The sequence below is a fragment of the Micromonospora sp. NPDC057141 genome, assembly GCF_042670805.1.
GTDB lineage: Bacteria > Actinomycetota > Actinomycetes > Mycobacteriales > Micromonosporaceae > Micromonospora.
The window spans coordinates 20,628-33,238 of record NZ_JBHUVA010000046.1; the positions used below are offsets into that span (position 1 = coordinate 20,628).

The window sequence follows — 12,611 nt, forward strand, 5'->3', positions numbered from 1 at the left end:
CCCGCGGCGTCGTGCAGGCACGCGAGGCCCCACGTCGGTCAGCCGACGTCCCCGCCAGCCTACCAGCCTCCGGCGGAGCCGCCCGCCAAGCCCGGTGCCGGGCCCGCCCAGCAGCCTGGGCCGGGCGGCCTTGGCGCGCCGCCACCCGGCCGGCGGCCGATCAGGCGATCCCCAGGAGCCGGCGGATCCGCGCCACGTCCTGGTTCATCTGGGCGATCAGCGGCTCGACCCCGTCGAACCGCACCTGGCCGCGCACGTGCTCGGTGAAGTCGAGGGCCACCCGCTCGCCGTACAGGTCGCCGGAGAAGTCCAGCACGTGCGCCTCGACCCGCCGGTCCCGGCCGGAGAACGTCGGATTGGTCCCCACCGAGATCGCGGCGGGCAGCCGCTCTCGACCGTCCTTGCGCAGGAACCAGCCGGCGTAGACGCCGTCGGCGGGCACCGCCGCGTGCGGGTGGCAGAGCAGGTTGGCCGTCGGGAAGCCCAGCTCCCGGCCCCGCTGGTCGCCCAGGACCACGACCCCCTCCAGCTGGTGCGGACGACCAAGCGCGGACGCCGCCGCGGCGACGTCGCCGGCGTCGACGCGGGCCCGGATGTACGTGGACGAGAAGACGGTGTCGGCCTCCGACACCAAGGGCGCGTCCTCGACGGCGAAGCCGAACGTGCGGCCGAGTTCCTCCAGCAGCGCCACGTCGCCGGCCGCCCGGTGCCCGAACCGGAAGTTCTCCCCCACCACCACGAGGGTGGCGTGCAGGTGCTCGACCAGGATGTCGTGCACGAACGCGTCGGCGGGCAGCCGGGAGAACTCCGGGGTGAACGGCACCACACAGAGCACGTCCACGCCCAGCGCCCCGATCAGCTCGGCCTTGCGGGTCAGCTCGGTGAGCACCGCCGGGTGCGAGCCGGGGCGGACCACCTCGGCCGGATGTGGGTCGAACGTCACCACCACCGACCGCACCCCCAGCTCACGGGCGCGGGCCACAGTGTGCCCGATCGTCGCCTGGTGGCCCCTGTGCACGCCGTCGAAGACGCCGATGGTGACGACCGAACGGCCCCAGCCATCGGGCGTGGCGTCGTACCCCCGCCACCGCTGCATGACGCTCCTCCCCTGTCGTTGCCCTGCCGGCCTCGGCCGGTCGTACCCCGCCGGTCGAGGCCGGCGGTCCCCTTTCCCCGTCGTCACGCCGGGGCGAGCACGATCTCCGCGCGGGCCCGGCCGTCCCGCTCGCTGACGATAGCGATCAGAGCGCCGTCGGGTCCGAAGACGGCGTACGGCCCGGTGATCCCGGCCGGGTCGAGCGGGCCGCCGTGGGAGAGCACCTTCGCCTCGTCCGCGGTGGCCTCCCGGCGCGGGAAGAACCGGTCGGCCGCCGCGTCGAGGGCCAGGTTGACCACCTCGGGGGCCCGCCGCTCCAACTCGCCGAGCGTCGCGGCCTCGCCGAGGGCGAAACCACCGACGGCCGTACGGCGCAGCGCGGTGAGGTGCCCGCCGACGGCCAGCGCCAGGCCCGCGTCCCGCGCCAGCGCCCGGATGTACGTGCCGGACGAGCAGGTCACGTCGATGTCCACGTCCACCACGCCGGGGGTGCCCCGACGGACGGCCAGCACGTCGAGGCGGCTGACGGTGACCCGACGGGCGGGCAGGTCGACGGTCTCGCCCTCGCGCACCCGCTTGTACGCCCGCTCGCCGTTGATCTTGATGGCGCTCACCGCGCTCGGCACCTGGTCGATCTCGCCGGTGAGCGCGGCGAACGCCGCCCGGACCGCCTCGTCGGCGACGGCGTCGACCGGCGTGGTGGCGATCACGTCCCCCTCGGCGTCGTCCGTGACGGTGGCCTGCCCGAGCCGTACGGTGGCGGCGTAGCTCTTGCCGGCACCGATGACGTATGTCAGCAGCCGCGTCGCCCGCCCCACCCCGATCACCAGCACGCCCGTGGCCATCGGGTCGAGGGTGCCGCCGTGCCCGACCCGTCGGGTCCGCGCCAGGCGACGGATCCGCGCCACCACGTCGTGCGACGTCATGCCGCCGGGCTTGTCGACCACGATCAGACCGTCTGCGCTCACGACCGCCAAGCCTGCCAGACGGGTTCATGCCGTCCGTCACCGCACGGCACAATGCGGCGTACCCCTGCTCGTTCGTCCCCTGGAGCCCCGTGAGCACACCACCGAGCACGCCGCCGGGCGTGCCCTCGCGCACGCCCCCCTCGCCCGAGCACCGCGCCCGGGTCGACCTACCAGAGTGGATGCGCAACCCACCGCAGCCCCGGCCGACCCTCGGCCGGCGCCTGTCCGACCTGGTGGAGGCCGCGCCGAGGCTACGGGAGGCCCGGCGGGCGATATGGCACTGGCGGGACCGGAGCCGGTTCAGCGAACGACACCCCGTCGTCGCGGCGATCACGTCGTTCGTGGCCGTCGCCGTGGTGGCGACGGTCCTCGTCGCGGGCACGGCCTACCTGTTCGCGCGGATGCGGTCCGGCAACCCGTGAGTCCGGCCCTACTCGCGGGGCTACGCGGGCGGGGCGGCGGGTGCGAAGATCATGCGCCCTCGTCCCGTCGTAGACCAGGAATCGCGCGATGACCGACCCGCAGCCGCCCGTCGCGGCACCCACCGACCACCCGAGCAGCACCCCCGGCCCGGCCGCCGCCCACGAGCCCGGTCCCGACCCGATCGCCGATCCCGCTGCCGCCCACGAGCCCGAGTCGCGGGGCGCGGCTGCCACCCATGCTCCCGACCCGGTCCCCGTTCCCGTCGCGGCTGCCGGATCTGACGGCGGCCCCGTGGCCAGGCCGGGCCGGTCGCCCGTCGCCCGCGTCGACGAAGAGCTGCGGGTGCCGGACTGGATGCGCCAGGTGGGCACGGAGCAGGAACTGGACCGGTCGGAGCGGCGGCGGCTGGCCTGGGGACAACATCGTGGGAAGCTCCTCGTCGCCGTCGTCGTGCTGGGCGCGGTGGGTCTGCTCGGCGCGACGGCGGTCGTCGTCGGCACCGTCACCGAGGGCGTGCGCACCGCCACCGCGCCGACGCCGACGCCGACCCCTTCGGCCAGCGGGCCGCGCGACTACTTCGCCGGCACCCCCGCCGCCGGCTTCGCCGTCGGGGAGCGGGGCATCATCCTGCCCCCGGCGCGGGCCACCGGCCCGTTCAGCGAGGCGCAGGTGCAGGCGGCGCTCGATGCGACCCGGCGGGCGTTGATCGAGAGCCGCCTGGCCGACACCATGCTGGGTGGTGACCCCCATCGGTTCCTCGAGGTGCTGGCGAAGGATGCCCGCACGGACCTCACGCCGCTCCTCGCCGACAGCAGGCGGCGGCTCTTCGCCACCCAGTTCGCTCGCAAGTTCCGCCACGTCGACGAGACCAGGGTGTCGGGGAAGGTCGCCTACGAGGCCACCGAGGACGACAGCGGGGTCCGCATGCTGGCGGTCACCACGAGGTTCTCCTGGGTGTACGCCTTCGAACGGCTGGCCGGTGAGGCACCGCCCGAGGCCAACCTGGTGGTCGTCCGGGACACTTTGGTCTGGCAGTTTCCCCACCCCGACGATGTCGTGCCCGGGGCGCGGGGCCTCTGGCTGGCCTCCGCCGAGGCCCTTCATTGGAACGCCATGTGCGACGAGCTGGGCCAGACGGGCCGACTCGACGTGGAACCTGGGCGGTACCGGCTCCGGGGCGGACCGGCCGGCTCGGTGCCCCTGACGGAGGTCTTCGACCCGGAGCGCGCCGCCCGCGTTCCCGGCACCTGCTGACCCGTCCGGCGTCCACGGCCGGCGTGAGCGCGTGCGGTTGGGGGCGTGAGAAGGGCTCCCTCTCTACCGTATGCGTCAACAGGGGCCCTTCCCTACCGCACAGCGCCGACGACCGCCCAGCCGCCGGAGCGCAGCCGCAGCAGCAGGGCGGCGAGCCGGAGCAGCACGAACAGCGTCAGCCCGGCCCAGATGCCGCCGAGGCCCAGGTCGAACGCGTACGCCAGCCAGATCGCCGGCAGGAACCCGCCGAACGCGGCGACGATCGTGAGGTTGCGCAGGTAGCGGACGTCCCCCGCGCCGATCAGCACTCCGTCGAGGGCGAACACCACGCCGCCGACCGGTTGCAGCGCCACCAGCCACGGCCAGGCGACCGTGGCCTGCTCGCGTACCTGGGCGTCGGAGCTGAACAGGCCGGGCACGACGCCGGCCCCGACGGCGATGAGCACCGCGAACGCCACGCCGCAGACCGCTCCGAGCAGCGCCATCCGGCGGGCCAGGGCGCGCGCCCCGGCGGCGTCGCCGGCCCCGAGCGCCGCCCCGACCAGCGCCTGCGCGGCGATCGCGAGGGCGTCGAGCACCAGGGCGGTGAAGAACCACAGTTGTACGGCGATCTGGTGCCCGCCGACGGCCGCCGCCCCGAACCGGGCGGCCACGGCGGTGGCGGACAGGAAGCTGGCCTGGAAGGCGACGCCCCGCACCAGCAGGTCGCGGCTGAGCAGCACCTGCTGGCGCATCACCCGGGGGCGGGGCCGCAGCGCCACCCGCTCACCGACCAGGGCGGCGACGAACAGGGCACCGGAGAGGGTCTGCGCCAGCGCGTTCGCCACCGCCGAGCCGGTCAGCCCCCAGCCGACCGGATAGACCAGCAGGACGCAGAGCAGCGCGGAGAGCAGGTTGGGGCCGAGCACGAACCACAGCGGCCGACGGGTGTCCTGCACGCCGCGCAGCCAGCCGTTGCCGGCGGCGGCGAGCAGCAGGCCGGGCGCGCCGAGCGCGGCGACCCGCAGCCACTGCGCCGCCGCGTCGGCGACCTCCCCGGGGCCGGCGAGCGCCTCGGCCAGCGGGGCCGCGCCGAACTGCATCCCGGCCGCGACCAGCACCCCGACTGCGAGCGCGAGCCAGGACGCCTGCACCCCCTCGGCGACGGCGGCGGCCCGGTCGCCAGCGCCGAAGCGGCGGGCGGCCCGCCCGGTGATCCCGTACGCCAGGACGGTGCCCAGCCAGGCGATCAACGTCAGCACGGTGCCGGCGACGGCGAGCGCGGCGAGCGGCACCCGCCCCAGGTGGCCGATCACCGCCGTGTCGACCAGCACGTAGAGCGGCTCGGCGGCGAGCACCACGAGGGCCGGCACGGCGAGCGCGGCGATCCGGCGCGGCGAGGCCACGGCAGGGGCAGGGGCAGGCTGGGTCATCGACGCCGATCCTGACACGGCCTGAGTAAGGGCCGCAAGACCAGCGATCCCTTACTGTTGACCCACGCCCCGCCTTCCGTTGGGGTGGCCGCCGAGGTGATCGCGCTCGAACACGGAAAGAGTGGCCTCCAGCCCGGGCGGATACCACTCCTTCTGACATCGAGCACGATTTTTGACGTGGGGCGGCGCGGCACGGGGCCGGACGCGGGCGTGGGCGTGGGCCGCGGGCCGGGGCGGGTCGCTCAAGGGGGCGGCAGGAGAGCCAGCCAGCGGCGCACCTGGGCGCGGCTGCGCAGCCGGACCACCGGCAGTTCCGGGGCATGGCCGGCCACCGCCGCGAACACTCGTGGACGGGACCGACGCGGGTAGCGGGCGACGTAGCCGAGGAAGTCGAGGTCGAGGCGCTCGGGGCAGCCGGGGGGCAGGTCGGGACGGCCGGACGAGCGCCGGGCCCAGCGGCGGCGGACGACCCGGGCGAGACAGAGCGGCCAGGGCAGGTCCACCAGGACGAGCAGGTCGGCGCGGGGCAGCCGCAGGTCGAGGGTGCTGCCGTAGTTGCCGTCCATCACCCAGGCGGGCTCGGCGGCGAGCGCGGCGACGGTGGTGCGCCAGACGGCGCGGTCGGGGGCGACCCACCCGGGCCGCCAGTAGTGCCGGTCGAGGTGGACCAGCGGCAGGTCGAGCCGCCGGGCGACCGCACGGGCCAGGGTGCTCTTGCCGGCGCCGGAACTGCCGACGACCAGGATTCGCCGCATGCCCGAGCAGGATAGCCGGGGCGGGGCCTCAGGGGGCGTACCGGTCGGGCGGGACCGGTCGGGCGGGACCGGTCGGGCGGTGATGCCGGCGGCGCGGCGCGTCGGCAGCATCACCGCCGGTCGCACTGGGTCACTGGCGGGTGTCCATCGACGTCTGGAGCGCGCGGCGGGCCTGCTCGCGCGCCTCGTCGGTGTTCTCGGGCTTGGGCTTGCCGGACATGGGGATTCCCTCCAGGGATGTGGGTCACGGGGACACGGCGGCCCGACGGCCGGTCGTGCTGGACGCCCGACGGCGGCCCGGGATCACCGGAGCGGCCGGTCTTGGCGCGTGCGCCCGGGTCGGTCCGACCCTGGGGGGAGGCGGCGTCGGGTGCGGCGCCACCGCCTGGGACCTGCGCCGCAGCCACGGCACCGATCGATTCCCAAGTTATCGTTCAGGTCCACATGCTGCCCGCTGTTCCCGCCATCTGGACACGCCGGGGTGTCCCGCGAGGTGCCCGCCGCGCATCGGTCAGCGGGCGAGAAAGTGCCAGCCGAGCCACCACCAGAAGCCGAACAGGCCGATCCGGCCGACGGGGACCGGGCCCACCTCGTATCGCATGACATAGGCGCAGACGTCGGCCAACGACGGGACGCGCGAGCCCGGACGGCGGGCCGCCCACTCGACGACGGCGAAGAGCGCCAGGGCGGTGAGGAAGCCGCCGATGGCGAGGGCCCGCATCATCGCCGCACCAGCCCCCAGAACGCGGCCAGCCAGGCGAACCAGGCCGCGGAGCGGACCAGCTCGTCCTCCAGCAGGGGGTCGGCGAGCCGGGAGAAGGTGGGGAACTCGTCGCCGACGGCCAGCACGAAGGTGACCCCCTCGAAGACGCCGAACACGGCCGCCGGGAGCACCCACCAGACCGCGCCCGCGCCGAGCCGGCGCGGGGCCGGCCGGCGTGGCACCCGGTTGCCCAGGCCCAGCCAGATCAGTGCTCCCCCGGTGCCGAGGGTGCAGAGGTTCGCCGAGGCGGAGAACGAGGGCAGTTGCCCGCCGACCAGGGAGAGGCAGACCAGCACCGGCACGGTGACCACGGGGCGGTCCCACGCCCGGGGCTCCGCTACGGAGAGCTCGCTCGGATGCTCCATCCCCCGATTGTCCCCGCCGTCACGCAGCGCGGGAAGGCCGACACCCCCCGGAGTCGTCCCTGATCTACGCGCCGATCAGCGCCTTGTCCAGCTCGACGCGGATGCTCGCCACCACGTCGTCGGCGGTGCCCCGGCCGGTGAAGCCGGCGGCGAACTTGTGGCCGCCGCCGCCGAGGGCGACCGCGACCCGGCTGACGTCCACCGCGCCCTTGCTGCGCATCGAGACCGCCCACCCGTCGGGGCGGACCTGCTTGACCACGCAGCTCACGTCCGCCTCGGCGGTGCACCGCACCGAGTCGATCAGCGCCTCCAGCACGTACGGTCGCTGGTCGTGCCGGGCCAGGTCGTCGAGCGTGGCGTACGTCCAGACCAGGCCGTTGCCCCCGGCCGCCGCAGGCTCCAGGCGGGCCCGGCACATCACCTCGCCGAAGAGCCGCACCGCGCCGAAGGGCCGGGTGTCGAAGACCCGGCGGGAGATGTCACCGGGGCGGATGCCGGTGGCCAGCAACCGGGCCGCCAGCTCGTGCACCGCCGGGGTGGTCGCCTCGAACCGGAACGACCCGGTGTCGGTGCTCAGTGCGACGTAGAGGCCCTCGGCGATCCCCGCGTCCAGCCGCACCCCGAGGCGGGCCAGCAGCTCCTCGGCCACCACGGAGGTGGCCGCGGCCCGGGGGTCGACGAGGTTGATCCCACCGAACATGGTGTTCGAGGCGTGGTGGTCGAGCACCAGCGCCGTGCCGGCCGTGGTCAGCCGGTCGACCAAGCCACCGAGCCGCGACACGCTCGCCGCGTCGAAGCAGACGACCAGGTGCGGCGCGGGATACGCGTCCTGCTCGGGGACCAGCAGGTCGAGGCCCGGCAGGGCGCGGAACGGCTCCGGCACCTCCGGCGGGCCGGGGAAGGTCGCCCGGAGCTGGCGCACGCCGAGCTGACGCAGCCCCAGCCCGAAGCCGAGCATGCTGCCCAGCGCGTCGCCGTCGGGGTTGACGTGGCAGATCAGCTGGACCTGCGCGTCGGCCGGCAGGTCACGCACCGCCGCCACGGCCGCCGCCCAGTCGGCCTCCCCGGGCCCGGTGCCGACCGCGCCGGCCGCCGGGTCCGTCACGGCCGGTCCGCGCCGCGCGGTGCGTCGGAGTCGACGGCGGCGGAGCCCGCAGCCTCGTCGGCCTCGTCGGCCTCGTCGTCGGAGTCCTCGTCGAGCCGGTACGGCTGGGCGTCGCCCGCGTACTTGGCCTGGGCGGCGAGGCGCTGCACCTCGGCGTCGGCGTGGCGGGCCACCGCGAGCAGGTCGTCGATCTGCTTGACCTGGTCCTGCACGTCGTCGAGAACGAAGGTCAGGCTCGGCGAGTGGCGCAGCCCGAGGGCCTTGCCGACCGTGCTGCGCAGCATCCCCTTGGCGCTCTCCAGCGCCGCCGCCGTGCTGGACTGGGCCGCCGCGTCACCGAGGACGGTGTAGAACACCGTGGCGTCGCGCAGATCGGCGGTGATCCGGGCGTCGGTAATGGTGATCATGCCGAGCCGCGGGTCCTTGATCTGGCTCCGCACCACCGACGCGACCAGTTCGCGAATACGCTCCGCGTGCCGGCGTACCTTGGCCGGATCCGTCATCTCGCCCACCTCCACGGCGTCGGACTCCCGGCCGGCCGGCGGCGCGGGCGCCGCCGGATCCGACCGGCCAACAATGCGAACACTACCTTCGTGATCGGGCCGACCGCCGCTCCCGGGCGGCACCGCCCGCACGCTCAGTCGTCGTCGCCGTACAGGCGCCGGCGGGCCGACAGCAGCTCGACCTCCGGACGGCCCGCCACCAGGCGCTCGCAGGAGTCGAGCACCTCGCGCACGTGCGCGCCCTCCGCGGCCACCACGGCCACGGCTATCTCCGCCCGACCGTGCAGGTCGAGCGCCCCCACCTCGGCAGCCGAGACCTCGAAGCGGCGCAGCGCCGCCACGATCGGCCGTACGTAGGATCTCTTGGCTTTGAGCGACCGGGAGTCACCCGGCAGCAGCAGGTCGAAGACCACGGTTCCGGTGAACATCGCCCCGGACGATACCCGCAGTGCCCCCCGCATGATCAAGGGGTTTACGCCGTTGCGGGCGTAAACCCCTCGATCAGTGCGTCGGACGCGTCAGGCGCGCGGCTTCTCCCGCATCTCGAAGGTCTCGATGACGTCGCCGACCTGGACGTTGTTGTAACCGCCCAGCGTCAGACCACACTCGAAGCCCTCGCGGACCTCCGTCGCGTCGTCCTTGAACCGCTTGAGAGAGCTGATCGTGAGGTTGTCCGCCACGACCGACCCGTCCCGCAGCAGCCGCGCCTTGGCGTTGCGGCGGATGACGCCCGACCGGACGATACAGCCGGAGATGTTGCCGACCTTGGACGAGCGGAACACGTCGCGGATCTCCGCGCTGCCCAGCTCGACCTCCTCGTACTCCGGCTTGAGCAGCCCCTTGAGCGCGGCGTCGATCTCCTCGATGGCCTGGTAGATGACGGTGTAGTACCGGATCTCCACGCCCTCGCGGTCGGCGATCTCGCGGACCTTGTTGGCGGCCCGCACGTTGAAGCCGATGATCGTGACCGCCTCGGACGAGGCGCTCGCGAGCATGACGTCGCTCTCGGTGATCGCGCCCACGCCCCGGTGGATGATCCTGAGCTGGACCTCCTCGGGGATGTCGAGGTTGAACAGCGCGTCCTCGAGCGCCTCCACGGAACCGGAGACGTCGCCCTTGAGCACCAGGTTGAGCGAGGTCTTCTCGCCCTCCTTGAGCTGCTCCATGAGCGTCTCGAGGGTGGCCCGGCCACGGGAGTTGGCAAAGGACGCCGCCCGCCGCCGTGCCTGCCGCTGCTCGGCGATCTGCCGCACCGTGCGGTCGTCCGCCGCCGCGAGGAAGGTGTCGCCCGCCCCGGGGACCGCGGTGAGACCGAGCACCAGCACCGGACGGGCGGGACCCGCCTCGGCGACCTGGTTGCCGTTCTCGTCGAGCATCGCCCGGACCCGGCCGTGCGCCCCACCGGCGACGATCGAGTCGCCCGCCCGCAGGGTGCCCTTCTGCACCAGCACCGTCGCCACCGCGCCCCGACCCTTGTCCAGGTGGGCCTCGATGGCCACACCCTGCGCCGGCCCGTCGATCGGAGCGGTCAGCTCCAGCGACGCGTCGGCGGTGAGCAGGACGGCCTCGAGCAGCTCGTCGATGCCGATGCCCGGCTTCGCGGCCACGTTGACGAACATGGTGTCGCCGCCGTACTCCTCGGCGACCAGCCCGTATTCGGTCAGCTGCTGGCGGACCTTGTCGGGGTTGGCCTCCGGCTTGTCGACCTTGTTGACCGCCACCACGATCGGCACGTCCGCCGCCTTGGCGTGGTTGAGCGCCTCGATGGTCTGCGGCATCACGCCGTCGTCGGCCGCCACCACCAGGACCACGATGTCCGTGACCTGGGCACCACGGGCCCGCATGGCGGTGAACGCCTCGTGACCCGGGGTGTCGATGAAGGTGACCGCCCGGTCCTCGCCCTCGTGCGGGACGTGGACCTGGTAGGCGCCGATGTGCTGGGTGATGCCACCGGCCTCGCCGGCGACCACGTTCGCCTTGCGGATCGCGTCGAGCAGCTTGGTCTTACCGTGGTCGACGTGACCCATGACGGTCACCACCGGCGCACGGCTGACCAGGCGGTCCTCCGCGACCTCGGCGTCGAGGTCGATGTTGAACTGCGCGAGCAGCTCGCGGTCCTCGTCCTCCGGGCTGACGATCTGCACGTCGAAGCCGAGGTGCTCGCCCAGCAGCAGCAGCGTCTCGTCGGAGCAGGACTGGGTCGCGGTGACCATCTCGCCCAGGTTGAACATCTCCTGGACCAGCGAACCCGGGTTGGCGTTGATCTTGTCGGCGAAGTCCGACAGCGAGGCACCACGGGAGAGCCGGACGACCTGACCCTGACCCCGGGGGGCACCCGAGCTCATGGTCGGGGCCGACAGGTTGTCGAACTCCTGTCTGCGCTGCTTCTTGGACTTGCGGCCCCGGGTCGGCTTGCCACCCGGGCGCCCGAAGGCGCCCGCAGCGCCGCCGCCACGGCCACGACCGCCACCACCCGGACGGCCACCGCCGCCGGCCGGTGCGCCCGGACGGAAACCGCCGCCGGGAGCGCCACCGCCGCCGCCACCACCGGGACCGCCGCGGAAGCCACCGCCACCGCCGCCGCCACCGGGACCGCCGCGGAAGCCACCGCCACCACCGCCGCCACCGGGACCGCCGCGGAAGCCACCGCCACCGCCGCCGGGACGACCGGCACCGCCGCCACCGCCGGGACGGCCCGCGCCGGGGCCACCGGGGCCACCGGGACGGCCGGGGCGCTGGCTCGGCATGGACGCCGGGCTCGGCCGGGGCGGCATGGACGCCGGGCTCGGCCGCGGCGGCATCCCCGCCGGGCTGGGCCGGGGACCGCCGCCACCGGCGGCCGGGGGCCGCTGCTGCTGACCGCCCTGGATGCCGAACGGGTTGTTACCGGCACCGCGCGCCGGCGGACGACCGCCCGGCCGGGCACCGGGACCCTGGCCCTGACCCGGGCCACCGGGACGACCGGCGGCCGGGGAACCCGGGCGGGGCGGCATCGCGCCCGGACCGGGACGCGGGCCGGGGCGGGGACCGCCCTCCGCCGGAGGCTCCCGGCGGACGTTCTCGCGCTGCTGCTGGCGGGCGGCCTGGGCGGCCTTGACCGCGGCCTCCTGCTCGGCCTTCAGCGCGGCGGCGCGCGCCTCGGCGGCGGCCACCTCGATGTCGTGGGCACTCGCCGGCTTGGCGACCGGGGTCGCCGGCTGCGGCGGGCCGGGGACCGGGCCCTTGGGCTTCGGTCCGGGGGTCGGCGGGCCGGGCCGCCGGGGCGGCATCGGCTTCGCCGCGACCCGGGGGGCACCCGGGGTCGGCGTCGTAGTCGGGGTCGACGTCGGGCTCTGGGTGGCCGCCGGAAGGGCGGACGGTGCCGGGGAACCGGCGGAGGCGACGAAGGCGTTGCGCAGCCGCCGGGCGACGGGCGCCTCGACGGTGCTGGACGCGGACTTCACGAACTCGCCCATTTCCTTCAGCTTGGCGAGAACGGTCTTGCTTTCGACCCCGAGCTCCTTGGCAAGCTCGTGTACGCGGGCCTTACCTGCCACTGCACTCCTCACTCCGAGGTCGTGCGGGCAGCACCCGCAGCGACCTCACTCCTGCACTTGAAGCCTGGTCATTTCAGGGACTTCATCGTGTGCTCATGTCGGTCGTCCTACCTTGCTAGCGACCCTCGCCCGGTCGGGATGACCGGACGTAGTGGTTGGCGCATCGACGTGCTCGGCCAGCACACCGTGGTCGACGACCCCGGTGACGCGCAACGCGCGCCCGAAGGCACGGCGGCGCACTGCCAGCGCGAAGCAGGCCGGATCCGGGTGCATGTTCGCTCCCCGACCCGGCAGCCTGCGAGCCGGATCGGGCCGGAGGCTGTGACCAGCCTCGTCGCCGACCGCGACGATCCGCAGCAATTCGCTGGCCGGCGCACGTCGCCGGCAGCCCACACAGGTGCGCTCCGGCAGCGCGCGTCGTACCACTGGAG

13 protein-coding genes are annotated in these 12,611 nt (G+C 74.5%); 2 read left to right on the forward strand and 11 right to left on the reverse strand.

Annotated elements, in window-relative coordinates:
• Positions 1-160: 160 nt before the first annotated feature.
• Positions 161-1,096, reverse strand: a complete 936-nt coding sequence (locus tag ACFT41_RS21415) for a bifunctional riboflavin kinase/FAD synthetase (protein ID WP_377587977.1) — start codon at positions 1,094-1,096, stop codon at positions 161-163.
• Between the two features lie 83 nt (positions 1,097-1,179).
• Positions 1,180-2,064 carry a tRNA pseudouridine(55) synthase TruB gene (truB, locus tag ACFT41_RS21420; protein ID WP_377587976.1) on the reverse strand — a complete coding sequence of 295 codons (885 nt, stop codon included), beginning with the start codon at positions 2,062-2,064 and terminating at the stop codon, positions 1,180-1,182.
• A gap of 89 nt (positions 2,065-2,153) precedes the next feature.
• Between truB and ACFT41_RS21425 the strand changes: the two genes are divergently transcribed.
• Both ACFT41_RS21425 and ACFT41_RS21430 read left to right on the forward strand, forming a co-directional pair.
• Positions 2,154-2,486, forward strand: a complete 333-nt coding sequence (locus ACFT41_RS21425) for a hypothetical protein (protein WP_377587975.1) — start codon at positions 2,154-2,156, stop codon at positions 2,484-2,486.
• Positions 2,487-2,574: 88 nt separating this feature from the next.
• The gene (locus tag ACFT41_RS21430; RefSeq protein ID WP_377587974.1) at positions 2,575-3,741 is read left to right on the forward strand and encodes a hypothetical protein; all 1,167 of its coding nucleotides are present in this window, start codon (positions 2,575-2,577) and stop codon (positions 3,739-3,741) included.
• Between the two features lie 92 nt (positions 3,742-3,833).
• Here the strand turns inward: ACFT41_RS21430 and ACFT41_RS21435 are convergent, their stop codons facing one another.
• The 9 genes from ACFT41_RS21435 to ACFT41_RS21475 all read right to left on the reverse strand — a co-directional run bounded on the left by ACFT41_RS21435 (position 3,834) and on the right by ACFT41_RS21475 (position 12,606).
• Positions 3,834-5,153: an MATE family efflux transporter gene (locus ACFT41_RS21435; protein WP_377587973.1), complete on the reverse strand. Its 1,320-nt coding sequence runs from the start codon at positions 5,151-5,153 to the stop codon at positions 3,834-3,836.
• A gap of 242 nt (positions 5,154-5,395) precedes the next feature.
• Entirely contained in the window at positions 5,396-5,908 is a 513-nt protein-coding gene (locus ACFT41_RS21440; protein WP_377587972.1) for an AAA family ATPase, read from the reverse strand.
• 511 nt (positions 5,909-6,419) lie between these two features.
• A complete protein-coding gene (locus ACFT41_RS21445) occupies positions 6,420-6,629 on the reverse strand; it encodes a DUF6186 family protein (protein WP_377587981.1) in 210 nt (69 codons plus the stop codon).
• Positions 6,629-7,036, reverse strand: a complete 408-nt coding sequence (locus tag ACFT41_RS21450; RefSeq protein WP_377587971.1) for a hypothetical protein — start codon at positions 7,034-7,036, stop codon at positions 6,629-6,631. Before ACFT41_RS21450 ends, ACFT41_RS21445 begins: the two co-directional genes overlap by 1 nt.
• Before the next feature lie 64 nt (positions 7,037-7,100).
• Positions 7,101-8,141 (reverse strand): bifunctional oligoribonuclease/PAP phosphatase NrnA, encoded by a 1,041-nt coding sequence (locus ACFT41_RS21455; protein WP_377587970.1) that lies wholly within the window; start codon positions 8,139-8,141, stop codon positions 7,101-7,103.
• Positions 8,138-8,644, reverse strand: coding sequence for a 30S ribosome-binding factor RbfA (gene rbfA / locus ACFT41_RS21460; RefSeq protein ID WP_377587969.1), 507 nt, complete (start codon positions 8,642-8,644; stop codon positions 8,138-8,140). The genes ACFT41_RS21455 and rbfA overlap by 4 nt, the downstream gene beginning before the upstream one ends.
• A 134-nt stretch (positions 8,645-8,778) precedes the next feature.
• Positions 8,779-9,072 carry a DUF503 domain-containing protein gene (locus tag ACFT41_RS21465; RefSeq protein ID WP_074473882.1) on the reverse strand — a complete coding sequence of 98 codons (294 nt, stop codon included), beginning with the start codon at positions 9,070-9,072 and terminating at the stop codon, positions 8,779-8,781.
• Between the two features lie 90 nt (positions 9,073-9,162).
• Entirely contained in the window at positions 9,163-12,180 is a 3,018-nt protein-coding gene (gene infB / locus ACFT41_RS21470) for a translation initiation factor IF-2 (protein WP_377587968.1), read from the reverse strand.
• A 93-nt stretch (positions 12,181-12,273) separates the two neighbouring features.
• Positions 12,274-12,606, reverse strand: a complete 333-nt coding sequence (locus ACFT41_RS21475) for a YlxR family protein (protein ID WP_077936697.1) — start codon at positions 12,604-12,606, stop codon at positions 12,274-12,276.
• Positions 12,607-12,611: the final 5 nt, after the last annotated feature.

What these genes read in the sequence shown, in the direction of transcription:
- ACFT41_RS21445 (WP_377587981.1), bottom strand. Translation starts at nt 6,629, where the DNA reads ATGCGGGCCCTCGCCATCGGCGGCTTCCTCACCGCCCTGGCGCTCTTC.
- ACFT41_RS21465 (WP_074473882.1), bottom strand. Translation starts at nt 9,072, where the DNA reads ATGTTCACCGGAACCGTGGTCTTCGACCTGCTGCTGCCGGGTGACTCC.
- ACFT41_RS21435 (WP_377587973.1), bottom strand. Translation starts at nt 5,153, where the DNA reads ATGACCCAGCCTGCCCCTGCCCCTGCCGTGGCCTCGCCGCGCCGGATC.
- rbfA (WP_377587969.1), bottom strand. Translation starts at nt 8,644, where the DNA reads ATGACGGATCCGGCCAAGGTACGCCGGCACGCGGAGCGTATTCGCGAA.
- ACFT41_RS21430 (WP_377587974.1), top strand. Translation starts at nt 2,575, where the DNA reads ATGACCGACCCGCAGCCGCCCGTCGCGGCACCCACCGACCACCCGAGC.
- ACFT41_RS21440 (WP_377587972.1), bottom strand. Translation starts at nt 5,908, where the DNA reads ATGCGGCGAATCCTGGTCGTCGGCAGTTCCGGCGCCGGCAAGAGCACC.
- ACFT41_RS21450 (WP_377587971.1), bottom strand. Translation starts at nt 7,036, where the DNA reads ATGGAGCATCCGAGCGAGCTCTCCGTAGCGGAGCCCCGGGCGTGGGAC.
- ACFT41_RS21415 (WP_377587977.1), bottom strand. Translation starts at nt 1,096, where the DNA reads ATGCAGCGGTGGCGGGGGTACGACGCCACGCCCGATGGCTGGGGCCGT.